The organism is Erythrobacter sp. HA7-11, from assembly GCF_055693605.1.
In genome coordinates this window covers 102,450-124,793 of record NZ_JBVFUF010000002.1, presented here as the reverse complement: position 1 = coordinate 124,793, position 22,344 = coordinate 102,450, and the positions used below count along the sequence as shown (strand labels likewise).

The following is a 22,344-nucleotide window of genomic DNA, read 5'->3' as shown; positions in this document are numbered from 1 at the left end:
CTCAAAGGCGAGCATGGTCAAAACACTCACCCGCTTCGCCGCGCTCGCCGCCACTCTTCCCATCGCGCTCTCGCTCGCCGCTTGCCAAACCTATGGCACGCCGCCCGGTGTCGCCTCCTCCGCCGCGCCAGACGAGCGCGCACTGACATTCAGTCAGGCGGCTTGCGGCGGGTGCCACGCAGTCGAATACCCCGCGCTTTCGCCCAATCCGATGGCGCCAACTTTTGCCTCTATCGCCAATCGCGAAGGGTTGGACGAAGGCACGCTGGCAAGCTGGCTAACTGATGCGCACAACTACCCGGAAGTTATGGATTTCGATCTAGACGCCGACCAGGTCGAGTTGATCGCGGAGCACATGCTTACCCTCAAGCGCGCAGATTACGCACCGCTTGAATAGCCAACATGGTCAGCCCGATAAACGCTTCGCGGAGCGGACCGCAAGGGCATGCGTCCGCCCGCAGCGGGCGCAGCTATGCTGCATGTCTTAGCGAGGACGTTAGCCCGGATGGGAGAACCCAAACCTCAACCCTATAACCGCTCTTCCATGAGCTTCTTCATGTCCGCTTCGGGGCGCGGACCGTAATGCGAAATGACTTCCGCGGCGGCAATTGCGCCGCGCTTTAGGCAGCTCGTCAGCGGCTCGCCTTTCGCATGGCCGGAGAGGAAGCCGGCAGCAAACTGGTCGCCCGCGCCGGTCGTATCGACCACTTTCTCGATCGGCATCGCGGCGGTCTCCGCACGCTCTCCATGCGCAATCGCAACCGCGCCTTTTTCGCTGCGCGTCGCGACCAGTACCGGAACCTTGCCCGCAACCGCCGCGATACCCGCTTCAAAATCGTCTTCACCAGTCAGCGTCGCCAGCTCGCTCTCATTGACGAATAGAATGTCGATCAGGCCTCCGTCGATCATTTCGCGGAAGTCGTCTCCGTGGCGGTCGATCACAAAGCTTTCGCTAGCCGTGAATGCGATCTTGCGCCCGGCGTCGCGCGCCACCTGGATGGCGCGGCGCATGGCTTTGCGCGGCTCTTCGGGATCCCACAGATAGCCTTCGAGATAGAGTATGCTTGCACTCGCGATCAGCTCTTCGTCCAAGGCTTCGGCAGGCAAATATTGGCCTGCACCCAGAAAGGTGTTCATCGTCCGCTCGCCATCGGGCGTTACGAAGATCAGCACGCGCCCGGTCGCCGGTTCCCCTTCCCGCGCAGGCGTATCGAAATCTATGCCCGTCGCGCGCATGTCGTGGCGGAAAACCTTTCCCAGCTGATCGTCGGCAACCTGGCCGATAAAGGCGCATTGCAGGCCCAATGTCGACAGGCCAGCGAGCGTGTTCGCCGCCGATCCGCCAGAAACTTCGCGAGCAGGCGGCATCGCACCATAAAGCTCATCGGCGCGCGCCTCATCAACCAGCGTCATCCCGCCACGATTGAGCTGAAGCTCGTCAATCAGTTCCTCTCCGCAAGAGGCGATCACATCGACGACGGCATTGCCGATCGCGATAACATCATAACGGGCTTCGGTGGTGGGTTCGCTCACTGGGTGTTCCTGTTTTTGGGAGAAAGAATGTTGCGTCAGCGCCTAGCGAGGATCGGTCCGCGCGCCAAGTACGATCCACGTTTGACTTGAACGCGCTGAGTCGCCATCGCGGCAAACATGGGAGCCGTTTTCGCAGCATTGTCCAAGGCATTGGCGCAGCTCGGCGACCCGGTACCGTGCTGAAAGTGCTGGGCAAGAGCTTGCTGGTGACCTTGGCGATCTTCGCGGGACTTGGGGTCGTCTTGTATCTGACGCTCGATGCGATCTTCGCGCGAGCTGGCTTGTTTGCCGGGTTCAGCGGGACATTCCTCGCAACAATTATCATCACAGTGTTTGCGATGTGGATCCTGTTCCGCATTGTCGCGCTCGCCGTGCTGCAATTCTTTGCTGATGACATCGTGCGCGCAGTCGAACAGCGCCACTACCCTGAACAGGCGAGGTCGCGGCGTGACCTGCCGTTTCGCGAAGACTTGAGCAATTCGCTGCGCGGAACCTGGCGGGCATTGCTGCTCAACGCTTTGGCCTTGCCGGTGGCAGTCGTGCTGTTTTTCACCGCTATTGGTCCGGCGATTGTTTTCATTGGAGTCAACGCGGTGCTATTGGGCCGCGAGCTGACCGACATGGCGTGGCTGAGGCATCGGGCACCCGATGAACTCACCTCGCCGGTTAGCCCTTTGCAGCGATTGGCGCTGGGCGGAGTGATTGCAGGACTAATGCTGGTTCCATTCGTGAATTTCCTCGCGCCGGTTTTGGGCGCTGCTGCGGGAACGCATTTGACCCACAATGCTAGGCGAGCCACGGCTGCATGAAGCGCGCCGGCCTTGTCATGATCGCACTGCTGACGGTGAGCGCCTGCGCCACAGGGCCGCGCGCGGGCACCAAGCTGGAGCCTGGCGTCACACGCACCGGAGGATTAACCACTACGGTGAGATCAGAGGGCGGTTTCAAGGCACCACCGGTTCAAAATATCGCAGGTGTTAGCGGCCTTATCGGCGCCGGACCGGACAGGCTCACCCGGCATTTTGGCGATGCGAGGCTCGATCTGTCCGAGGGAGACGCGCGCAAACTGCAATTCGCCAGCGATCAATGCGTGCTCGATGTCTTCCTGTATCCGCTAGAACCCGGGGCGACACCAACCGCCACCTACGTCGAGGCACGCGATCCAGCCAACGGCGCGAAGGTCGATGAGGCAAGCTGCATCCGCCAACTTGGCTCGCGTTAGTCTCCCAGCGCCGACCTCGCGGGTGGTAACCGTGTTTTAAGCATCTTTGGCTAGTTTCGCGCGTGAACTGGGAAGGGACCCAAAACGCTATGAGCCATATGTTTGCCGATCTCGCCGCTCGCGTCAGCGAAGATGGACTAATTTCACCTGATGAGCTGCTTTCATTGCGCCAGCTGGGTTGGGGCGATGGGGAAATCCACCGCGGCGAAGCCGAAGCGATTTTTGCGATCAATAACGTTCTGTCTGATCGCGATCCCGCTTGGGTCGACTTTTTCGTCGAAGCGATTGGCGAATTCGTGCTCAACGGCACGGAGCCGCGCCTAATGTGCAGCGATGAAGAGGCAGACTGGCTGATCGGGCAGATCGACCATGATGGCAAAGTCGAAAGCATGGCCGAGCTGGAGGCGGTGGTGCGGATCGTCGAACGCGCGCAGAATGTACCGGAAAAGCTGAAATCATACGCGCTGAAGCAGCTCGAAAGCGAAGTTCTAACTGGCGTGGGCCCAACCCGCTGCGGAGGCGAGCTTTCCGACACCCATGTCACCGCTGCAGAATCCAAATTGCTGCGCCGCCTTATTTTCGCGAGCGGCGGAATGGGCACTGCGGTACCGTGAGCCGGTTCGACGCTGAAATGCTGTTCCGCATCAAGGATGCGACCAAAGCCGAGGCGAATGCGCCGGAATGGGCCGACCTGTTCGTCGATGGCGTCGCGAATTACCTCAAGGGCTTCAACTTCGCGCATGCGCAAATCAGCCACGAGCGTGCCAAAGAGTTGGAGGCTTTCGTCGCCGATACTTCAACCAGCGTTCGCGGATTCTTGGCCAAGATGGCGAATTCAAAGCCCGATGTAGCAAACGCTCTCGGCGTCGTTTTTGGCAAGAAGAAGCCGCTTGGCCACACGATTGCTGGCCGCGCAACCGAGGGCAATGTTGTCACCCCCGGCGAGCAATCATGGCTCGACGGCATGGTCGATGCTGATGGCGAAATCGATCCGATCGAACAGCGTCTGATCGATCGCCTTGCCGAAGACGGCGACCTTTAAGCGTCGAAATCGAGCGGAGCTCCGGCTCCGCCCTGCATTGGCAGCGGCCCTTTAGGCGGCACCGCAGGAACTGCGATTCCCGCTTCGGGAGGTTTGCGGTTTGGCGGCCTGCTGTCCCGCATCCATTGCTGAAAGCTCGCGCTTGCAGCTTTTGGTCTGCGCGTTGGTTTGACCCTCGCCTCACCCAAAGCCTTACCGACAGCAGTCGCGAGCACACCGATGCCAACCGCGAGAGCTATCGCTGCGCCTATGCCATCTTGCGGTCGTGATGTGCTTCTGGTCATGCTAAGTGCATTACCACACTAACACACTGAGCGCTAGACTTAATTCAATTACGGGTCAGTAGCGCTGCAAAATTTGATTTCGCAAGCGCTCGCCAGCGCTTCTGACGGTGAGTGTAGAATGCGCGGGCAAAGGCAGCGATCAAAGGTGTGAGAATGCCTGCGTCGATTGTCACTCGATCGACGTATCTTGTCGTATCTGGCCCTTCGGGTGAAATCTCAATCCAGTGATCCCAACGCCGGATCATCGGGCCGAACCCGTTGTCGCGCAAATAGCGCGTATTCTGTTCAGGCTCGGGATGAGAGATGACGATCGCCTGCCATCCGATTGGCACTATTCCGAAGAGGAGCATCCAGGCGCGATATTCGCCTTCCGACCATTGTTCCGGAAACCGCTCACCAGCTTTCGGCACGAACCGGATAAGCGGCGATGCGATGTGCTGAAGAAGGGCCGACTTCTGAACGTGCGCCCACGCTTCGTCCGCTGAGCAGTCAAGCCGACTTGTCAGCTCGACAGTCTTAGGCATCACACCATAAAGCTTTCGCCGCAACCGCATGCGCCTTTGGCATTTGGGTTCTCGAACACGAAACCGGCAGTGAAGTCGTCCTCACGCCAATCCATGGTCGAACCAATCAGATAGAGCACTGATGCGCCGTCGATGTAGAAGATGCCGCCAGGCGTCTCGATCTTTTCGTCCATCGCGACCTCTTCGGTCACATAGTCGACTGAATAGGCGAGGCCCGAACAGCCCCTGCGTGGTGTCGACAGTTTGACGCCGATGGCATCGTCCGGTGCGCCGCTCATCAATTCGGCAATGCGCGCTTCGGCTGCCTTGGTCAGGATCACAGCGGCGGGGCGCTCGCGAAGAGTAGCTTTCGTATCGCTCATCACAGCATCCCCAATTCTAGCCTTGCCTCGTCAGACATCTTGTCCGGGCCCCAAGGCGGATCCCAGACCAGATTAACCTCGGCATCGCGAATGCCCGGCACGGATGCCGCGCGCAGTTCGACCTCGCCCGGCATGGTTTCGGCAACCGGACAATGCGGTGTGGTGAGCGTCATCGTAACGGTTACATCGGCCTCGTCATCAACCTCGACACCGTAGATCAGACCGAGGTCATAGATGTTGACCGGAATTTCCGGGTCATAGATCTCTTTGAGTGCATCAACGACCGCTTGCTGCAGATCGCTGCCTGCGCCGCCGACGCTGTCCGCCTCGGGCTTTTTCGCGAGGAACCCGTCGAGATAATCGCGCTCACGCGGTGCATCCGCGCCTTCGTCCGGATCGACAGCATCCTGCACGCGCGCGCGGGGTGGCTTCACCACCTCGTCATTAGGCGCGGGCGCTGCGACAAATTCCTTATCTTCGTGCGGTTTGTTCATCCGAACAGCCTCCGAGTGCGCGCAATGCCATCAAGCAGCGCATCAATATCATCGTCATTGGAATAAAGGGCAAAACTGGCCCGCGCGGTCGCCGGCACGCCGAGATAGTCCATCAATGGCTGGGCGCAATGATGCCCGGCGCGGATCGCGACGTTCGCTTCATCGAGGATCGTGCCCAAATCATGTGGATGGATGCCATCAATGGCAAAGCTCACAATCCCGGCGCTGTCAGCAGGACCAAACAGGGTCACGTCGTTCATCGCGCCAAGCTCTTTGCGCAGCCGCTCAACCAACACGCTTTCGCGCGCGTGAATCTGATCGAGGCCAACCTCGCTCACATAGTCTGCAGCCGCCGCAAAGGTGATTGCTTCGGTTATCGCAGGCGTGCCGGCCTCAAATCGCTGAGGCGCAGGCGCATAGGTGGTCTTCCCGAAAGTCACGCGGTCGATCATCGCGCCCCCGCCTTCCCACGGAGGCATGGCGTCAAGGATGGTCTTGCGCGCCCACAAAGCCCCGATCCCAGTCGGGCCATAGAGTTTATGCGCGCTGAAGACGAAGAAATCACAATCGAGCGCCGCAACATCAACCGGCATATGCGGCGCGGACTGGCAGCCATCGAGCAGTAGCTTTGCCCCAACATTATGCGCGAGTTTCGCCGCGCGCGGCGCATCGAGCACGCTGCCCAGCACGTTGGAGACATGGCCGAACGCAACGAGCTTGTGCCGCTCTGTCAGCATCGCCTCTGCTGCATCCAAATCGATCTGGTGATTCTGGGTTAGCGGGCAGACATCAATGTGTGCGCCGACACGCTCGGCCAGCATCTGCCACGGCACGATGTTAGAGTGATGTTCCAGCTGCGAAAGCAGGATGCGGTCACCCTTGCCGATATTCGCTTGCCCCCAGGTGTTGGCGACGAGATTGATCGCCTCGGTCGCGCCGCGCGTAAAGACGATCTCGTCCTCTTGTCCGCCGATAAAGTGAGCAATTGTGCGCCGCGCCGCTTCGTAAGCCCGCGTCATGTCGTACCGAGCGCGCATAGACCCCGCGATGAACCGTCGCATAGTCCTCACCCAACGCGCGCGCCATCGCGTCGATCACCTTTTGCGGCTTTTGCGACGTCGCAGCGGTGTCGAGATAATGCCATGCAATACCCTCACCCGTGACAAGGCCGGGAAAGTCAGCGCGCAGATCGCGCATCAAGGCGGCGGGGGCGTTCAAAGCGCGCTCCCCTCCAACGCTTCCAGCGCTGCTTCGAGAAGCTCTTCGCGCGCCGCTTCGTCATCCAGCTCTACAAAGGCATCGCCGATAAAGGCCTGCACCAACAGGCGCTGCGCCTGCTCAGGCGAGAGCCCGCGCGCAGCCATGTAGTAGCGCGCCGCTTCATCCAGCTGGCCGACGGTCGCGCCGTGCGCGCATTTCACGTCATCCGCGAAGATTTCGAGCTGCGGCACAGCGTTGGCGCTCGCGCCCTTTTCGAACAGCAGGCCTTTGAAATCCTGCGCGGCGTCGGTCTTTTGCGCGTGTCGCACAACCTTGATCTCACCAAGGAAATTGCCCGTGGCCGTGCCCCACTGGACAGCGCGGACAATCTGGTTGCTAGTGGCCTCGGCCTCTGCGTGAATAGTCTTGGTCACAAACTCGCGGGTCACCTCGCCGCCGCCAATGGTGACGCCGCCGAACTCAAAATGCGCAGCCCTCGCAAGCGTCACTTCGATCTCCAGCCGTGCCGATCCCTCGCTCGCGTTCACGGCGAAGAATTCCGCTCGCGCGCCTTCGCCCAGAGCCACTCGCAGCCGCGTTATCGGTGCAGCATCGCCGCTGAGCACAAAGATCTCGCGATAGGTCTCGCCGGGCGCGACGGCGATCTCGCGCCACGAATTGAGCGCTTCTACGCCCAGCGCCTCAGCTGCCGAAATATCGGCATAGCGCCACGCTTCATCATGGCGGGTTGGAAGGGTCGCGAGCTCGCTCACGCCAGCGCCTCTGCCATGACCGCGTCATAGCCTTCATCTTCGAGGCGCAGTGCCAGTTCCGGTCCCCCGGTCTGCACGATCCGGCCATCGGCCAGCACGCTGACCTTGTCGGGCTTCACCACGTCGAGCAGACGCTGATAGTGGGTGATCAGTAGTACGCCTTTGTCAGGCGCGCGCATGATTGAATTGATGCCCTCGCCCACGATCCGCAGAGCGTCGATATCGAGGCCCGAGTCGGTCTCGTCGAGCACCGCGAATTTCGGATCGAGAATACCCATCTGCACCATCTCCGCGCGCTTTTTCTCGCCGCCGGAAAAACCGACATTCACCTGCCGCTTGAGCATTTCCATATCCATCTTGAGCAGCGCGGCTTTCTCTTTCGCGAGCTTGAGGAATTCGCCGCCCGACAGCGCTTCTTCGCCGCGGAACTTGCGCTGTGCGTTGAGTGCCTCGCGCAGGAATTGCACGTTGGAAACACCGGGGATCTCAACCGGATACTGAAAGCCGAGGAACAGGCCTGATGCGGCGCGCTCGTGCGGATCAAGCTCGAACAGGTCTTCGCCTGCGAACTCGACCGAGCCGCCGGTTACATCGTAGCCCGGCTTTCCGCCCAGCACATTGGCGAGCGTCGATTTGCCCGCGCCATTTGGGCCCATGATGGCGTGAACTTCGCCAGCCGCGACCTCAAGGCTGAGGCCCTTGAGGATGGCCTTCGGATTGTCCTCGCCAACGGTGGCGTGAAGGTCTGTGATCTTTAGCATTGGCGTGTTCTCTTCAAATTCACTTGCGGTCCTGATCGCCGGAATCGCGGCGGGTCGGGTAATCCTGATTGGGGTTGGCCTCGCGGTGCGCGCGATAAGCTTCTTTCTTGTCGCCAATGCGCATCCGCATGCCGATCGTGATCCGCTCCAGCACCTGATCCATGTTTTCGAGGATGTGTGCCGCCTTGATCCGCATCACGCGAATGCCGACTTCCTCGAGGCTTTTGTCGCGGCGCTTGGAAATGACGGGATCGTCACCTTCCTCTTCGATGATGATCGCCATGCCGAGATTGTGGCAGTTGAAGTCGACAATCGCGCTGCCGACGACGGCGAAGCGTTTGAAGGTGTATTTGCCCATGTCGGCTTCGGCGAACCTTTTGGCGAGCGCCTTGTTGGCGGGCGAAGCAAAGCGCTTCATCTCGCGCGCACGGTCATGGAGCGCGTCGAGGCGCTTATCCGAAATCTTCCACCCGCGACCCTTCTTGTTGAGAGCGGGCGCGGTGTCGGAGGTGTCTTTAAGGCCCAAAGTCGCTCGATTTGTTTTCCGGTCGGTCATTTTTCGAATCCCCGTTCTCGCGGCGACCTAAAGCCACGCTCCCAGAATCTGGAATTCAACGTTCGCCGTGCTTCTTCTTTCTTAGCTTTCTCCAATTCCATGAGGTGCATCCCATCGAATATCCGAGAATTGGCTTCGCTGTGGAGGCCTTTGAGCAAATCCCTCTCTTCATCGAACTGAGGATCGTTCTCGTACAAATACTCCCTAAGCCCCTCAAATTGCTCTTGCAGGGCAGAGAATTGCTCATCAATGCGACGCTCGAAGGCTTGGAAGCGATAGTTTGTATGCCAAGCGACAAAGAACCAAGTGACAAGCGCAATAGATAGAACGGGCCAGAAATCGCTCACCCCACGCTCCCTTCCAAACTGATCGCCAAGAGCTTCTGCGCTTCAACAGCAAACTCCATCGGCAGCTCTTTCAGCACGTCCTTGGCAAAGCCGTTGACGATCAGCGCCACGGCCTCTTCTTCGTCCAGTCCGCGTTGCTGCGCGTAGAACATCTGTTCGTCAGAAATCTTCGAGGTGGTTGCCTCATGCTCGATCTGCGCGCCGGGGTTCTTCACCTCGATGTAAGGAACGGTATGCGCGCCGCATTCATCTCCGAGCAGCAGGCTGTCGCACTGGGTGAAGTTGCGCACGCCATCGGCGTTCGGCCCGACCCGCACCAGCCCGCGATAGGTGTTGTTCGACTTGCCCGCCGAAATCCCTTTCGAGATGATGGTCGAGCGCGAGCCCTTGCCGTTGTGAACCATTTTGGTTCCCGTATCGGCCTGTTGGTGGTTATTTGTAACCGCGACCGAGTAGAACTCGCCGACGCTGTCTTCACCGTTCAATACGCAGGACGGATATTTCCACGTCACAGCAGAGCCGGTTTCGACTTGGGTCCAGCTGATCTTGGAGCGATCGCCCTGGCACAGCCCGCGCTTGGTCACGAAATTATAGATCCCGCCCACGCCTTCGGAATTGCCTGGATACCAGTTCTGGACGGTCGAATATTTAATCTCGGCATCTTCCATCGCAACCAGCTCCACCACAGCGGCGTGCAGCTGGTTCTCGTCGCGCATCGGCGCGGTGCAGCCTTCGAGATAGGAGACGTAAGAGCCCTTCTCGGCAACGATGAGCGTCCGCTCAAACTGGCCAGTGTTCTCGGCATTGATGCGGAAATAGGTCGACAGCTCCATCGGGCAGCGCACGCCTTCTGGCACGTAGACGAAGGTGCCGTCGGAAAAGACCGCGCTGTTGAGCGTCGCGAAGTAATTGTCGCGCTGAGGCACGACCTTGCCGAGCCACTTTTTGACCAGCTCGGGGTATTCCTTGATCGCCTCTGAAATCGAGAGGAAGATCACGCCCGCTTTCTTCAGCTCTTCACGGAAAGTCGTCGCCACAGAAACACTGTCGAACACGGCATCGACCGCAACTTTCTTCGCGCCTTTGACCCCGGCGAGCACCTCTTGCTCACCCAGCGGAATGCCGAGCTTATCATAGACAGCCTTGATGTCGGGATCGAGATCGTCGAGCGAGTCCAGCTCAACCTTCTTGGTCGGCGCAGCGTAGTAATAGGCGTCTTGATAGTCGATCTTGGGATAGCCGACCTTGGCCCAATCGGGCTCTTCCATCTCCTGCCACAGACGAAACGCCTTCAAGCGCCAATCGAGCATCCATTCCGGCTCGCCCTTTTTGCCCGAGATGAACCGCACTGTATCTTCGGTCAGGCCTTTTTCGGCAAACTCGGTCTCGATGTCGGCAGACCAGCCATGTTCGTACTCGGCAGCGGCCGCGTGCCGCGTCTTTGGCGTCCTGATCCATTTCAGGCTGTTCTTTGAGGTCAAGATTTTCGGTCATGCCACTTCCTTCGCGTGCACCAGCTGCGTGAGCGGAATGTCCGCCAGCGCGCCGCGCAACGCTTGATTGATAATCGGCCAATGCGGCTTCATCTTGCAGTCCGCTTCGTAATCGCAATCCTGCGCCTCGACGCAGGCGGTCAGCGCAATCGGCCCTTCGACCGCCTCGACAATGTCCGCGACAGTGATCGCCGCCGCAGGCCGCGCGAGCTGCAAACCGCCGCCGACGCCGCGCACCGAGCGCAGCAAACCAGCCGCAGTCAGTTTGGACACCAACCGCTGAACGGTTGGCACCGGCAGGCCGGTTTCGCTCGCCAGTTCAGCCGCGCTTACCCGCCCATCGCCGCAATGGGTCGCGGCTTGGCTCATCGTAATGACGGCATAATCTGCAAGGTTGGACAGGCGCATACGCGGGCTCGAAATTCTTCTTGTTGCGAGTGATTCTTAAATCCGACTGAATCGGTCCTATTTTAAATACGCGCAGATCGCTCCGATTTCAAGCATCGTCGCCTTCACCCACCAGCCGGAACTGCTCCAGCCGGTCAAGATTGCGCATTCGCAGCATTGTCAAAAGCATCGGCTCGCCCTCACCGCCCAGCCGGGTCGGTGTGTACCCACAATACCACCGGATCTCTCGAATCATGTGCGGTTGATCGTGAAAGGCGGCTGCAATCTCTGCCTGCGCTGCGTCGGTCAGGTCGGGCTGGGCTAGCAAGTTTGCCGCGCGAACACCGCGCATCTTGCGTGCAACTGCCGCGGGCGTGTTGCCAAAATAGCGGGCAACCAACCGCTCGACCTGACGGCGCGAGTAATCGAACTGATCGAACAGCGCTTGAACGTCTGGGTTCAGTGACGTGCTGAGCCATTTGAGGGTTTTGCCAATCAGCTCCTCATGTTCTTTCGGGACCGGATGCAGGCGCGCCTCAATCCATTGCGCAAGCTCTAAGACCGCATCGTGACCGCTTAGAACGCCGTCCGCATAGCGCTCCACAATGCTGCTGCCGAATTGATTGACCCCCTCACCCAGCAACTCCGCAGCGGGAAGAAACCGATTGCGATATTCACTGGCTGGGCGCTGGGTCAGTGCTGCCCAACCGAGCGGCGATAAAGAAGCGCCGATCGTGCGCCAGGGGCCCTCAACCTCGAATGGGGCGGCCTTGTCGTATCCGCTGAACAAGACCGGCGCCTGGTCCATGTAATCTGTGTGAGTGTCGAAATGAATCGCGCCTTTGCCGCGCAAGCAAAGAAACAATTGGCCAAGCGCGCCAGGATGGCGGTCAACAATCTTTTCCTGATCCCAGCGGGCATAGAACAGCGCAAGAATATACTTTTCAAGCCCGGGTGGCGGATCAAAGTAGGTCAGCTTGAAATGCTCTGTGCTGGCGTCAACACCGCGAAGTTGGGGCGGTCCTGCTGAACCAGTGCGACCCTTCGGCTGAACCACCCCCAGTGCCTCTGCGATAGGCGCTGCAGGGCCGTTCGCGTTCGGCCCTTCATCATCAGGATAGTCGGGTTCGATCATAGCACATTGTATTCTAGCGACATCAACCGGAGGAAATGCATAGTGCAGACGTCATATTGACCCGCCTATTGCCTTGCCAGAACCCTCTCGGTCCAGAGGTCAATGTTCTCTTCCAGCACGTCGAGCGGCACTGGGCCGCTTTCCAGCACGGCATCGTGAAACCCGCGAATGTCGAACTTGTCACCCAATCTAGCGCGCGCCTTCTCGCGCACCTCCATGATTTTAAGCTTTCCGATCGTATAAGCGGTCGCCTGGCCCGGGTAGACGATGTAGCGCTCGATCGCTTTGCGGATATCGCCATCGGGATTGGGCGTGTTATCGGTGAGGTACTGAATCGCCTTTTCACGGCTCCAGCGCTTGTGGTGAATTCCGGTGTCGACGACAAGACGACATGCGCGCCACAGCTCCATGCCGAGCCTTCCGAAGTCGGAATAGGGATCGGTGTAAAAGCCCATCTCCTTTGGCAGCTCTTCGGAGTACAGCCCCCAGCCCTCGGTGTAGGCCGTCACCCCGCCAAAGCGGCGGAACGGCGGAAGATCGCCCATCTCGGTTTGCAGCGCGCGTTGCAAGTGATGCCCGGGTGAGCCTTCGTGATAGGCGAGCGCCTCCAGCTCATTCTTGGACATATCGCGCAGATTGTAGAGATTTACGTAATAGGTGCCGGGGCGCGAACCGTCAGGCGCGGGGCTTTGGTAGAAGGCCTTGCCCGCACTCTTTTCGCGGAAAGCCTCGACCGGCTTGATCACCATTGGTGCTCTTGGAAGCCGCCCGAAATATTCCGGCAGCTTGGCTTCCATTTTGCGCAGCGCTGCATTGGCATCGGCAAGGTAAGCTGCGCGCGTCTCATAGAAAAAGCGATCGTCGGTCCGGGTAAATTGGAAGAAATCTTGCAAGCTTCCCTGAAAACCAACCTGGTCCATGATAGCCCGCATTTCGCCGTGAATGCGCTCGACTTCGCGAAGGCCAATATTGTGAATCTCGTCGGCTGTCAGATCGGTTGTCGTGTAGTTTTTCAGGAGCGCACTGTAATAATTCGCACCGTCGGGCAGCCGCCAAACGCCGTCATCGGTGGGGGCGATGGCTTGTTGCCGTTTCATCTCGGCAAGCAAACGCTCGTAAGCGGGCCTTGCTGATGTGTTCCATTGTTGCTCGGCGGCACCCAGCAGATAGGTGGCAGCGCCTGCCATCTCGAGAATGTTGGTTTCGTCCGCTTTCAGGGCCATCACCTTGGCTTCAAAGTCCTGCAGCACAGCATTGTCGCTTCCCGCACTGAGCAGGTTTTCGATATCCGAAATCACATAGGGATAGACCCACTTCGGCGGCATGACCCCGTTCTCGGCGCGCTCGCGCGCCTCTTCGGTGAGGGTGTCGATGACGGGGCCAAGCCCCGCAATGCGTTGCACATAGGCCTCGGCATGCTCGACGCTGTCGACGCGGTGAATGTTGATCAGGAAGGCCGGAAGAGTGCTCTGAGCCCCGCGCATCTGATTGAAGAGAAAGACATTGTCGCGGTATTTGTAGGTGCGCGCGCTGCGTTCAGCCATTGCCTTGAAAAGCCGAAGCGACAACGCCTCCGAAGCGCTGACAGGCACGCCATCATAAAGCGACTCAATTCCGGAAGCATATTTTTGCAGCAATTCCTGCTCGGCTGCAGCGCCTGTATCAGAATAATCATCCCATTTGCCATAATCGTCATCTCGCCGACCACGATAGGCCTTGCCTTCGGGCGATAGCGCCAGCTGCGCTTCGTCATATTGCTTGAACAGCGCGCCCAGCGTCGGGGCCGGAGCAGGGCTGACAAATCTCTGATCCGATGGAGTGCTTTCAACCGTCTGCGGCGTTCCAGCGGTCGAGCAGCCGGCCAACGACAGAGCAACAATGGAACACGCAGCTGCGACAATGCGGCGCATAGATGATCTCCCCTAATTCTCGGATCAGCAAAACATGCAGGAGGATAGTTTGTGCCGCTTCCGCCGCAACAGTCTTAATCCAATTCGCGAAAATTCTTCGGATCGATCATTTCGCTAAGGAAAGGATTGTCATCGTCCCGCAAACGCGCAGGCGTGCGCCCGGCGAACTTCTGAATCTCGCGGATCATGTGCGACTGGTCAAAAAACGCGTCAGCCAGTTCGGCTTCATAATCGGGCGTGAGGTGCGGGAAAGACAGCAAAGCGGCGGCTCGCAACGCTCTGTATTTGCGTGCCAAGGCTTGTGGCGGAAGACCGAAATAGCGTTCGACGAGACGTTGCACCTGCCGCTCGGAATAGGCGGCCTCCGCCATTAGATCAGCCAGATCGGGGTTGAGCGATGCGCCCAGCCATTTGTTCACCTGCCGGATCAGATCGATGTGGCGCGGATTAAGATTGCGCGCCCTCTTCTCGATATATTCCCCGACTTGAAGCGCGCATTCACGGTACCGCTGATCTTGCCCGACAAATATCCTGCTATCAGCGGTTCACCCATCGCAACGACATCGGGGCCGAGAACATCGCTCGCCTTGAGCATGCGATCACGGTTCTCACCTGCATGGAGCCCCGTGAGCGCTGCCCAACCTTGCGGGGTTAGCGCTGCGCCTATGACATGCATGGGCCCGTTCACGAATATGGGCGTTGCCGTGGAAAGCGGCGAAAGCATCGCCACGCTGTGATTGGAATCTCGCCGGCCATCGGCGAAATGCATTCCCCCTTCCCTTGGGGAACAACGACAGATGGCCAATAGAAGCTGGCTGAATATCGCGGATCACCGGCTCATCGCAGCGGAAGTGATACAGCGTGGTCACATATTGGCTCACGCCAGAAGGTGGCGGAATGTAGTCGACAGCGATGAGCGACTCGGGCGTGAGGTCGAAGCTGGTCTCGAGAGAATCGTGCGACTGACCCGAAGCATCTTGACCGTCAAAGTTCGTCATAAAGCTCGCCCACAGCGGCGGCCTTAGCTGCTTTGTATGTGATTTAACACAAAAAAAGGGCGGCTCTCGAAAGAACCGCCCTATTGAAGTTGAGGAACTCTTCACATTACTGCTCCGAGCCCTTCGGGTCGCAGAAGTGTGTTAGACCAGTTTTGCGACGAATAATTGTATGCAAACGACAAGTCGCACCCCTCTTTCTGTTTTTTACTGCAGGAATTTCCCGCAAACCTCGACAATCGTCCGAATCTTGCGATAGCGCGCACTTATGTTGTTCAAGATTCTGCGGTCGGCTGTCTTTGCCCTCGATTCGGAACATGCCCATCGGCTGGGCGTGGCCGCGCTCAAAGCATTGCCCTTGCGGACTCCCGTTGAGCCTTCAGCAAGCGCGATAACGGTGGCTGGTTTGGAGTTCCCCAATCCCGTCGGCGTTGCAGCGGGGTTCGACAAGGACGCGGAAGTGCCAGACCAGCTGTTGGGGCTCGGATTTGGTTTCACCGAAGTCGGCTCGATCACACCGCGCCCGCAGGCCGGCAATCCCAAGCCGCGCCTGTTTCGCCTTGTTGAGGACGAGGCCGTAATCAACCGGATGGGGTTCAACAATGGCGGCGGACAAGCGGCCTTCGTGCGGCTCGCAAGGCGCAAGGACAGGCCTGGAATTGTCGGCATCAATATCGGCGCAAACAAGGATTCCGAAGATCGCATCGCCGACTACGCTGAGATGGCGCGGATGATGGCACCGCTCGCGAGCTATCTCGCCGTGAACGTCTCAAGCCCCAATACGCCGGGCCTGCGCGCGCTGCAGGATGAAAGCGCGCTAACCGCCTTGATTGATGGAGTTTTGAAGGCGCGCGACGAGGCCGTCAGCACCAATCCTCCGCCTGTTTTTCTGAAGGTTGCGCCCGATCTGGAGCCGGAAGATATTGATGCAATAGCGCGAATCGCACTCGACAAGCAGCTTGGGGCGCTGATCGTGTCCAACACCACGATCTCGCGGCCAGACACTCTCAAGTCGCATCACGCCGATGAAGCGGGCGGCTTGTCAGGCGCTCCCTTGCGCGAACTCGCCCTCCAGCGTGTGCGCGATTTCCGCAAGGCGACCGGCGGTGAAGTGCCGCTCATCGGTGTCGGCGGCATTTCTAGCGCAGAACATGCGTGGGAGCGGATCCGTGCAGGCGCATCGTTAGTGCAGCTCTATTCGGCGATGGTCTATGAAGGTCCGGGCCTCGGTGCTCGGATCGCCAGCGGGCTGGAGCGATTGATGAAGCGCGATGGCTTTTCGAGCATTGCAGAGGCGGTCGGAACCGAATAGCGATCCGCACATGATCAAACGCATCACTTTCAGCCTCGCCAGCTTTGCATTGACGACAGGCTGCTACGCTCCCCAGCAAACAGTGCCTCTCGAAGGCGTCGAAAGCATAGAATTTGCGAGTGCCGGTGCTGTCAGCAGCGCCGATCCTCGCGCGACAGCAGCTGGCGAAGAAATCCTTGCAAAGGGCGGCTCTGCCACGGATGCAGCCATAGCGGTCATGCTGGCGCTTACCGTGGTAGAACCACAAAGCTCAGGCATCGGCGGGGGCGGCTTCCTTGTCCGTGCCGATGGCAATGACGGCGAGCTTTTAACCTATGACGGCCGCGAAACAGCGCCCGCTGCTGCCACTGGAACACGTTTCCTCAAAGAAAATGGCGAGCGATTGCCGCGCGAAATCAGTGTTACATCCGGCCTGAGCGTTGGCGTTCCCGGCAATATCGCGCTCGCGGCAAAGGCTCACGCCGCGCACGGTAAACTGCCCTGGGCCGATCTGTTTCAGCCTGCGATCATGCTTGCGGAAGAAGGCTTCCGCATGAATGTGCGGCTGAACGAATCGCTCAACGGTCGCAAAGAACGCGCCGGGCTGACCTCGCAAGCACGCGCTGTGTTCTTCGGCCCCGATGGTAACGCGCTGCCGGTCGGTTCCATCGTCCGCAATGGCGAGCTGGCCGAAGCCCTAAGTGACATCGCCGAGACTGGGCCAGAGGCGCTTTATCAGAACAACGCCGAAGACCTCGCCGAATACATCGCTGAGAAAACCCCGGTCGATGGTAAGATGGTGACGAGCGATATCACCTCTTACCAAGCCAAGCTGCGTGATCCGGTCTGCGCGCGTTATCGCGAGTACAAAGTCTGCGGTATGGGGCCGCCCTCTTCCGGCGGGGTAGCGGTCGCGCAAATGCTCGGACAATTGGAACGCTTTGACCTTGGCGCGCTCGGACCCGACAATCCGACATTCTGGCACTTGTTTCTCGAGTCCCAGCGCGTCGCCTATGCCGACCGCGAACTCTATATCGGGGACAGCGATTTCGTCTCCGTGCCGGTCGCGGGGATGGTTGATCCGGATTACATCGCCAGCCGCAGTGCATTGATCAGCTCGGATGCTGCAATAACTGATCTTAAGCCCGGCACGCCTCCGGGCGCCCCATTGGCCCGCGCCGATGGCGATGAACCGCCAGAAAATGGCACGACGCATTTCTCCGTTACTGACGCGGTTGGCAATGCGGTCAGCTACACTTCAACGGTCGAAGGCGCCTTTGGCTCAGGTCTGTTCTTCGGCGGGTTCTACCTCAACAATGAACTCACCGATTTCAGCTTTTCGCCTGAGCGCGACGGCAAGCCGGTCGCCAATGCGGTCGAAGGCGGTAAGCGTCCGCGCAGCTCGATGGCGCCGACCATCGTTTTCGACGAAAACGATGAGGTTGTGCTGGTAATCGGCGCTGCGGGTGGTCCGACGATCCCGGTCCAAGTTGCCCGATCGATCATTGGCGTCGTGGATTTCGGCATGAGCGCGCAGGAATCGCTCGGCCTGCCGCTGATCATGGCATTCGGCGAAACCGTCGTGATCGAAGAGGGCACACGGCTTGAAGCGATGAAGCCCGCGCTCGAAGCGCTCGGCCATGCGCAAATTCGCAGCTTTGGCCCACCGCTCAAAGCCAATGCTCTGCTACGCACCACAAGCGGCTGGGAAGTGGCGACCGAACCGCGCGTCGCGCCCAAGCTAGTCTACACCCGGTAAAGGAACTATGCGCGCTTTCGGCGCATTGCTTGATCACAAATGAAACGATCCAAGCTTGCCGCTGCGCCTGCGCACGCCTAGCTTGGAGCAGAACCGAAAAATTGGTGGGGGAGCCAAATTTCAGTGCCGCACAACACAGACCTCGACGAAATCGACAACGCGAACAACCTCGTCGAACTTTTCCTGAAGCGCGCCGATGCAAAAGGCGATGCGCCGTTCCTTGGTCGCAAGCAGGATGGCGAATGGACCACGCAAAGCTGGCGCGAAGTGGCAGAGCAGGTCTGCTTGCTCGCCGAAGGTCTGCGACGCCTTGGCCTGAAAGACGGCGACCGGGTAGCGCTGATCTCGGAAAACCGGCCCGAATGGTGCATTGCTGATCTTGCCGTGATGGCGGCGGGCTGCATCACCGTGCCGACCTACATCACCAACACCGAACGCGATCACTGCCACATCCTCGACAATTCGGGCGCGCGCGCGGTGATTGTGTCGAACGAGAAGCTGCTAGGCCCGGTGCATGGCGCTGTGCAGTCGACCGGCATTGCTGATCACGTCATCGGCATTGATGATCTGAAGCGTCATCAGTCGAGCGGATTCGAATTTCACAGCTGGGATTCGGTGACGTCGGGCGATGCGGCAGCCGCTCGTGCTGCTGTGGATGAGCGGATCGCTGGCATTGGGCGCGATGATACTGCTTGCTTAATCTACACTTCGGGAACGGGCGGCGCTCCGCGCGGTGTGAAGCAACACCACGGATCGATCCTGTGCAATGTCGCCGGTGCGGCTGAAATCCTGATCGACGATTTCGGCATCGAAAACGAGCGCTTCCTCTCCTTCCTGCCATTGAGCCACGCTTACGAGCATTCCGGCGGGCAATATCTGCCGATCGGGGTGGGCGCGGAGATCTATTATTCGGAAGGCCTCGAAAAGCTCGCCAGCAATATCGAGGAAGTGCGCCCGACCATCATGGTCGTCGTGCCGCGCCTGTTCGAGGTTTTGCGCACCCGCATCCTCAAGCAGGTGCAGAAACAGGGCAAGCTCGCCAATTACCTGATGGACCGCGCGCTGACGATTGGCGAGAAAGAGGCTGAACGCGGCAAGAAGCGCAAGCGTGACAAGCCGATGGATTTCATCGTCGAGCGCACTTTGCGGCCCAAAATCCGCGCCAAGTTCGGCGGACGGATCAAGGCGATGGTTTCGGGCGGTGCGCCGCTCAATCCCGATGTCGGCATTTTCTTCGATGCGATGGGGCTGACCATGCTGCAAGGCTATGGGCAGACCGAGGCCGGACCGGTGATCAGCTGCAACCGCCCTGCGGCAGGCCTCAAGATGGACACGGTCGGCCCGCCGATGCGCGGGGTCGAGATCAAGATCGCCGAGGATGGCGAAATCCTGTGCCGCGGCGAGCTGGTGATGCACGGATATTGGCAGAACGATGCTGAAACCGCGCGCACAGTGAAGGATGGCTGGCTGCACACTGGCGATATCGGCCATCTGGACGATGCCGGACGGATCGTCATCACCGACCGCAAGAAAGACATGATCGTCAACGACAAGGGCGACAATGTCGCGCCGCAAAAGATCGAAGGCATGCTGACTTTGCAGCCGGAAATCGCGCAGGCGATGGTGAGCGGCGACAAGCGACCTTATGTGGTCGGCCTGATCGTGCCGGATGCGGAATGGGCGGTCGAATGGGCGCGCGCCAATGATGAGAAGTTCGACATGGCAGCGCTGCAAGCTCTGCCTGCGTTCAAGCAAGCTGTGCGCGCGGCGGTCGACCGGGTGAACAAGGATCTCTCGGTGATCGAGAAGGTGCGGCAGTTTACCTTCGCGGATGAGGCGTTCTCAATCGAGAATGAGGAAATGACGCCGAGCATGAAGATCCGCCGGCATAAGATCCGCGACCGTTATCAGGAGCAGATCAATGGGCTGTATCGGGGGTAGCTGATTCGAGATGGACTGGGCTGAGGTATCGGTTGCTTTTGAATCAGAAGGCGAACTGCGGGATATCCTTGTTCACGATACAACCGCAGCAGATTGGCAGAGGGTCCTCGAAAATCTGAGAGCGTTCAGTCCGCCAGTAGAATTGTACATCGGTGGCAACCTGACAGAGTTGCCTAAAGACGTGGCCGAGCTTTTGGAGCGCGGCGAGTTGGACCCGTGCCCGACCCTCTATGTGCCCCTCGGTAACACCACATTGAACTGCCATTTCTTTTGCGAGCATGAGATCGAGTTTGACATCGATCCACGCGCGATGAAGCCGATATTTTGGGAGCGGTTCATCGAATTCATTCAAATGCTCGGCACGACGACCGGCAAGCCGGTGCTAGTCTGCCCAGAGAATACGCCCGAGGCAGCGATCTTCAAATATGATCCGGTTTCGAAAAGTGTTGTGTGGGTGGAGCAAGCACTCGGCAGTTAACCAGATTACCAGCACTGGCTGGGCTAACGTCACTAAGCCGCTTCGGCTTCCTCGACAAATTCGGGATAGAAGCTCGGGCGTTTGTCTGACCAGCCCGGCGCGGTTGCGGCAGACTCAGAGAGGCTTTGCAGCAGCACCTTGCGGCGATCCGGGCGGATTTGCGGCAGAGCAGCCGCAGCGCAGAACGCGGCGGGCAGCCACGGGCGCGCTTCGGCCCCGAGCAGACGCTCATAAAGGAAACGGAACGCGGAAAAGCTCGCAATCCGATCCTGCCGCAGGTCAAAGGCGGCCATGCGCACCAGTTTGCCGATAAAGGCTTCGGTGTCGGCCATTGCGTGGTCGGCGGGGATCATGTCGCGCAGGGCCTTCAAATCCTGATAGGCGACATATTGGCGGCGGATCGCGGCGTTTTCTTCCTCGTCGCGCGCCCACAGCTTGAACGCATCGCTGCGGCCCAGACCGATATCGAGGCTGCGCTTGATGTAGCGCTGCTCTGCGGCAGAAAAGCCCGCAAACTCGCGCATTTCTCCAATCGCCATACTCGCTGTGCCGATAGTCGCCATCATTGCCCCCGTAGTTGATAAAAGAGACAATCGCCGAACGTGGTTAATTAAGCGTTAGGGTGGGATGGGGTTTTTTGTTTGCGCACTGGCAGTCCTGGAGGCGGAACATCCAAACATAGGCCAGTAAAGTGGCGGAGCACGGCTCACGCAGTGAGCCGCAAGGGCCTTGTGCCCGCCCGCAGCGGCGCGGACTTGTCCGCAAGCCGCGAGGAAATCGCGTGCCCGGATGGGCGCGCGGAAAAACAAACAGGTAACTTAGATCAACCCCGCAAGCGGCGAACTCGGATCGGCATACTTCCGCCGACCCATGCGGCCAGCCAGATACGCCTCGCGCCCGGCCTCGACCGCGAGCTTCATCGCGCGCGCCATACGGATCGGGTCTTTCGCCTCGGCAATCGCCGTGTTCATCAGCACTCCGTCGCAGCCAAGCTCCATCGCGACCGCCGCATCGGAGGCTGTGCCAACGCCTGCATCGACCAACACAGGAACGCTTGCGCCTTCGACGATCAGTCGAATAGTCACCTGATTCTGAATGCCGAGGCCAGAACCAATCGGCGCGCCCAAAGGCATGATCGCCACCGCACCCGCTTCCTCCAATTGCTTCGCCGCGATCGGATCATCGACGCAATAGACCATCGGGTGAAAGCCCTCTTTGGCCAGCACTTCGGTCGCTTTCAGCGTCTCGCGCATATCGGGATAGAGCGTGCGCGCTTCGCCCAATACTTCGAGCTTTACCAGATCCCATCCGCCCGCCTCGCGCGCCAGACGCAAGGTGCGGATCGCGTCGTCTGCGGTGAAGCACCCGGCGGTGTTGGGCAGATAGGTCGTCTGCTTGGTATCGATAAAGTCCGTCAGCATCGGCGCTTTGGGATCGGATACGTTGACCCGGCGCACCGCGACAGTGACGATTTCTGCGCCGCTCGCAGCGAGCGCATCAGCGTTCTGCTGGAAGTCCTTGTATTTCCCAGTGCCGACAATCAGCCGCGAAGTGAAGGTTCGACCGGCAACACTCCAAGTGTCAGCCGCATGGTCTCCGCCGCCGACGAAATGCACAATTTCCAGCGTATCGCCATCAGCCAGCGCGGCCTCGCCAAGGGTCGAGCGCGGCACGATCTCGCCATTGCGCTCTACCGCGACCTTTTCAGGCTCAAGGTCAAGCTCGCGCACCAAAGCGGCGATGGTGTCGGCAGAGGTCGTGCGGCTGTCGCCGTTCAAGGTTATGCTTTTCGATGCAGTCATGCGCGCTCAGATAATGCCCTTGGCGAGCGGCGCAAGCGCTACCGCCAAGAGAGTG

Annotated in this window: 25 protein-coding genes and 2 pseudogenes; 9 read left to right on the top strand and 18 right to left on the bottom strand. The window is 59.4% G+C overall.

From position 1 onward, the window contains the following. The first annotated feature begins 13 nt into the window (after positions 1-13). Positions 14-397, top strand: coding sequence for a hypothetical protein (locus ACZ1GU_RS00805; protein WP_472646248.1), 384 nt, complete (start codon positions 14-16; stop codon positions 395-397). 131 nt (positions 398-528) lie between these two features. Here the strand turns inward: ACZ1GU_RS00805 and ACZ1GU_RS00800 are convergent, their stop codons facing one another. Beyond that, positions 529-1,533 (bottom strand): adenosine kinase, encoded by a 1,005-nt coding sequence (locus tag ACZ1GU_RS00800; RefSeq protein ID WP_472646247.1) that lies wholly within the window; start codon positions 1,531-1,533, stop codon positions 529-531. Positions 1,534-1,619: 86 nt separating this feature from the next. On the opposite strand from ACZ1GU_RS00800, the gene ACZ1GU_RS00795 reads away from it, so the two are divergent. From ACZ1GU_RS00795 to ACZ1GU_RS00780, 4 genes are all read left to right on the top strand, one after another. Beyond that, positions 1,620-2,342: an EI24 domain-containing protein gene (locus ACZ1GU_RS00795; RefSeq protein ID WP_472646246.1), complete on the top strand. Its 723-nt coding sequence runs from the start codon at positions 1,620-1,622 to the stop codon at positions 2,340-2,342. Then, positions 2,339-2,755 carry a hypothetical protein gene (locus ACZ1GU_RS00790; protein WP_472646245.1) on the top strand — a complete coding sequence of 139 codons (417 nt, stop codon included), beginning with the start codon at positions 2,339-2,341 and terminating at the stop codon, positions 2,753-2,755. Before ACZ1GU_RS00795 ends, ACZ1GU_RS00790 begins: the two co-directional genes overlap by 4 nt. A gap of 89 nt (positions 2,756-2,844) precedes the next feature. Next, a complete protein-coding gene (locus tag ACZ1GU_RS00785; protein ID WP_472646244.1) occupies positions 2,845-3,369 on the top strand; it encodes a hypothetical protein in 525 nt (174 codons plus the stop codon). After that, entirely contained in the window at positions 3,366-3,797 is a 432-nt protein-coding gene (locus ACZ1GU_RS00780) for a hypothetical protein (protein WP_472646243.1), read from the top strand. Before ACZ1GU_RS00785 ends, ACZ1GU_RS00780 begins: the two co-directional genes overlap by 4 nt. Here ACZ1GU_RS00780 and ACZ1GU_RS00775 read toward each other — a convergent pair. The 15 genes and pseudogenes from ACZ1GU_RS00775 to ACZ1GU_RS00705 form a co-directional block, all read right to left on the bottom strand. After that, a complete protein-coding gene (locus ACZ1GU_RS00775; protein ID WP_472646242.1) occupies positions 3,794-4,081 on the bottom strand; it encodes a hypothetical protein in 288 nt (95 codons plus the stop codon). The two genes, ACZ1GU_RS00780 and ACZ1GU_RS00775, sit on opposite strands and share 4 nt — an antisense overlap. Positions 4,082-4,125: 44 nt before the next feature. Beyond that, positions 4,126-4,605, bottom strand: coding sequence for a hypothetical protein (locus ACZ1GU_RS00770; protein WP_472646241.1), 480 nt, complete (start codon positions 4,603-4,605; stop codon positions 4,126-4,128). Next, positions 4,605-4,967, bottom strand: a complete 363-nt coding sequence (locus ACZ1GU_RS00765; protein WP_472646240.1) for a HesB/IscA family protein — start codon at positions 4,965-4,967, stop codon at positions 4,605-4,607. The genes ACZ1GU_RS00770 and ACZ1GU_RS00765 overlap by 1 nt, the downstream gene beginning before the upstream one ends. Further along, positions 4,967-5,461, bottom strand: a complete 495-nt coding sequence (locus ACZ1GU_RS00760; protein WP_472646239.1) for an SUF system Fe-S cluster assembly protein — start codon at positions 5,459-5,461, stop codon at positions 4,967-4,969. The genes ACZ1GU_RS00765 and ACZ1GU_RS00760 overlap by 1 nt, the downstream gene beginning before the upstream one ends. Further along, positions 5,458-6,658 (bottom strand): annotated as a pseudogene (locus tag ACZ1GU_RS00755) (aminotransferase class V-fold PLP-dependent enzyme). The gene ACZ1GU_RS00760 and the pseudogene ACZ1GU_RS00755 overlap by 4 nt, the downstream one beginning before the upstream one ends. A gap of 17 nt (positions 6,659-6,675) precedes the next feature. Beyond that, the gene (locus tag ACZ1GU_RS00750) at positions 6,676-7,434 is read right to left on the bottom strand and encodes a SufD family Fe-S cluster assembly protein (RefSeq protein ID WP_472646238.1); all 759 of its coding nucleotides are present in this window, start codon (positions 7,432-7,434) and stop codon (positions 6,676-6,678) included. Further along, a complete protein-coding gene (sufC, locus tag ACZ1GU_RS00745; protein WP_472646237.1) occupies positions 7,431-8,195 on the bottom strand; it encodes a Fe-S cluster assembly ATPase SufC in 765 nt (254 codons plus the stop codon). The genes ACZ1GU_RS00750 and sufC overlap by 4 nt, the downstream gene beginning before the upstream one ends. A gap of 19 nt (positions 8,196-8,214) precedes the next feature. Beyond that, positions 8,215-8,751 carry a DUF559 domain-containing protein gene (locus ACZ1GU_RS00740; protein ID WP_472646236.1) on the bottom strand — a complete coding sequence of 179 codons (537 nt, stop codon included), beginning with the start codon at positions 8,749-8,751 and terminating at the stop codon, positions 8,215-8,217. Further along, on the bottom strand, positions 8,748-9,098 hold the full coding sequence (locus tag ACZ1GU_RS00735) for a hypothetical protein (protein WP_472646235.1): 351 nt from the start codon (positions 9,096-9,098) through the stop codon (positions 8,748-8,750). Before ACZ1GU_RS00735 ends, ACZ1GU_RS00740 begins: the two co-directional genes overlap by 4 nt. Continuing rightward, positions 9,095-10,592: pseudogene (sufB, locus tag ACZ1GU_RS00730) on the bottom strand (Fe-S cluster assembly protein SufB). The gene ACZ1GU_RS00735 and the pseudogene sufB overlap by 4 nt, the downstream one beginning before the upstream one ends. Beyond that, positions 10,589-10,999, bottom strand: a complete 411-nt coding sequence (locus ACZ1GU_RS00725) for an SUF system Fe-S cluster assembly regulator (protein ID WP_472646234.1) — start codon at positions 10,997-10,999, stop codon at positions 10,589-10,591. Before ACZ1GU_RS00725 ends, sufB begins: the two are co-directional and overlap by 4 nt. 88 nt (positions 11,000-11,087) lie before the next feature. Continuing rightward, positions 11,088-12,113 carry a helix-turn-helix domain-containing protein gene (locus tag ACZ1GU_RS00720; RefSeq protein ID WP_472646233.1) on the bottom strand — a complete coding sequence of 342 codons (1,026 nt, stop codon included), beginning with the start codon at positions 12,111-12,113 and terminating at the stop codon, positions 11,088-11,090. A gap of 65 nt (positions 12,114-12,178) precedes the next feature. Beyond that, positions 12,179-14,023, bottom strand: coding sequence for a DUF885 domain-containing protein (locus ACZ1GU_RS00715; protein ID WP_472646232.1), 1,845 nt, complete (start codon positions 14,021-14,023; stop codon positions 12,179-12,181). 74 nt (positions 14,024-14,097) lie between these two features. After that, complete coding sequence (locus ACZ1GU_RS00710; protein ID WP_472646231.1) at positions 14,098-14,442, bottom strand: helix-turn-helix domain-containing protein; 345 nt, start codon at positions 14,440-14,442, stop codon at positions 14,098-14,100. An 8-nt stretch (positions 14,443-14,450) separates the two neighbouring features. Beyond that, complete coding sequence (locus tag ACZ1GU_RS00705; protein WP_472646230.1) at positions 14,451-14,792, bottom strand: hypothetical protein; 342 nt, start codon at positions 14,790-14,792, stop codon at positions 14,451-14,453. A 494-nt stretch (positions 14,793-15,286) separates the two neighbouring features. Between ACZ1GU_RS00705 and ACZ1GU_RS00700 the strand changes: the two genes are divergently transcribed. The 4 genes from ACZ1GU_RS00700 (at position 15,287) to ACZ1GU_RS00685 (ending at position 20,487) form a co-directional block, all read left to right on the top strand. Next, positions 15,287-16,330 (top strand): quinone-dependent dihydroorotate dehydrogenase, encoded by a 1,044-nt coding sequence (locus tag ACZ1GU_RS00700; protein ID WP_472646229.1) that lies wholly within the window; start codon positions 15,287-15,289, stop codon positions 16,328-16,330. Positions 16,331-16,340: 10 nt separating this feature from the next. Next, positions 16,341-18,068: a gamma-glutamyltransferase gene (gene ggt / locus ACZ1GU_RS00695; protein WP_472646228.1), complete on the top strand. Its 1,728-nt coding sequence runs from the start codon at positions 16,341-16,343 to the stop codon at positions 18,066-18,068. A gap of 123 nt (positions 18,069-18,191) precedes the next feature. After that, entirely contained in the window at positions 18,192-20,009 is a 1,818-nt protein-coding gene (locus ACZ1GU_RS00690; RefSeq protein ID WP_472646227.1) for an AMP-dependent synthetase/ligase, read from the top strand. Positions 20,010-20,019: 10 nt separating this feature from the next. Next, the gene (locus tag ACZ1GU_RS00685) at positions 20,020-20,487 is read left to right on the top strand and encodes a hypothetical protein (RefSeq protein ID WP_472646226.1); all 468 of its coding nucleotides are present in this window, start codon (positions 20,020-20,022) and stop codon (positions 20,485-20,487) included. 32 nt (positions 20,488-20,519) lie between these two features. Here ACZ1GU_RS00685 and ACZ1GU_RS00680 read toward each other — a convergent pair whose 3' ends face one another. Then, the gene (locus ACZ1GU_RS00680; RefSeq protein WP_472648665.1) at positions 20,520-21,050 is read right to left on the bottom strand and encodes a hypothetical protein; all 531 of its coding nucleotides are present in this window, start codon (positions 21,048-21,050) and stop codon (positions 20,520-20,522) included. Between the two features lie 255 nt (positions 21,051-21,305). Then, positions 21,306-22,289, bottom strand: a complete 984-nt coding sequence (thiS, locus tag ACZ1GU_RS00675; RefSeq protein WP_472646225.1) for a sulfur carrier protein ThiS — start codon at positions 22,287-22,289, stop codon at positions 21,306-21,308. Positions 22,290-22,344 lie beyond the last annotated feature (55 nt).

What these genes read in the sequence shown, in the direction of transcription:
- ACZ1GU_RS00790 (WP_472646245.1), top strand. Translation starts at nt 2,339, where the DNA reads ATGAAGCGCGCCGGCCTTGTCATGATCGCACTGCTGACGGTGAGCGCC.
- ACZ1GU_RS00785 (WP_472646244.1), top strand. Translation starts at nt 2,845, where the DNA reads ATGAGCCATATGTTTGCCGATCTCGCCGCTCGCGTCAGCGAAGATGGA.
- ACZ1GU_RS00760 (WP_472646239.1), bottom strand. Translation starts at nt 5,461, where the DNA reads ATGAACAAACCGCACGAAGATAAGGAATTTGTCGCAGCGCCCGCGCCT.
- ACZ1GU_RS00725 (WP_472646234.1), bottom strand. Translation starts at nt 10,999, where the DNA reads ATGCGCCTGTCCAACCTTGCAGATTATGCCGTCATTACGATGAGCCAA.
- sufC (WP_472646237.1), bottom strand. Translation starts at nt 8,195, where the DNA reads ATGCTAAAGATCACAGACCTTCACGCCACCGTTGGCGAGGACAATCCG.
- ACZ1GU_RS00715 (WP_472646232.1), bottom strand. Translation starts at nt 14,023, where the DNA reads ATGCGCCGCATTGTCGCAGCTGCGTGTTCCATTGTTGCTCTGTCGTTG.
- ACZ1GU_RS00775 (WP_472646242.1), bottom strand. Translation starts at nt 4,081, where the DNA reads ATGACCAGAAGCACATCACGACCGCAAGATGGCATAGGCGCAGCGATA.
- ACZ1GU_RS00805 (WP_472646248.1), top strand. Translation starts at nt 14, where the DNA reads ATGGTCAAAACACTCACCCGCTTCGCCGCGCTCGCCGCCACTCTTCCC.
- ggt (WP_472646228.1), top strand. Translation starts at nt 16,341, where the DNA reads ATGATCAAACGCATCACTTTCAGCCTCGCCAGCTTTGCATTGACGACA.
- thiS (WP_472646225.1), bottom strand. Translation starts at nt 22,289, where the DNA reads ATGACTGCATCGAAAAGCATAACCTTGAACGGCGACAGCCGCACGACC.
- ACZ1GU_RS00685 (WP_472646226.1), top strand. Translation starts at nt 20,020, where the DNA reads ATGGACTGGGCTGAGGTATCGGTTGCTTTTGAATCAGAAGGCGAACTG.
- ACZ1GU_RS00740 (WP_472646236.1), bottom strand. Translation starts at nt 8,751, where the DNA reads ATGACCGACCGGAAAACAAATCGAGCGACTTTGGGCCTTAAAGACACC.
- ACZ1GU_RS00705 (WP_472646230.1), bottom strand. Translation starts at nt 14,792, where the DNA reads ATGCATTTCGCCGATGGCCGGCGAGATTCCAATCACAGCGTGGCGATG.
- ACZ1GU_RS00680 (WP_472648665.1), bottom strand. Translation starts at nt 21,050, where the DNA reads ATGGCGACTATCGGCACAGCGAGTATGGCGATTGGAGAAATGCGCGAG.
- ACZ1GU_RS00765 (WP_472646240.1), bottom strand. Translation starts at nt 4,967, where the DNA reads ATGAGCGATACGAAAGCTACTCTTCGCGAGCGCCCCGCCGCTGTGATC.
- ACZ1GU_RS00720 (WP_472646233.1), bottom strand. Translation starts at nt 12,113, where the DNA reads ATGATCGAACCCGACTATCCTGATGATGAAGGGCCGAACGCGAACGGC.
- ACZ1GU_RS00770 (WP_472646241.1), bottom strand. Translation starts at nt 4,605, where the DNA reads ATGCCTAAGACTGTCGAGCTGACAAGTCGGCTTGACTGCTCAGCGGAC.
- ACZ1GU_RS00700 (WP_472646229.1), top strand. Translation starts at nt 15,287, where the DNA reads ATGTTGTTCAAGATTCTGCGGTCGGCTGTCTTTGCCCTCGATTCGGAA.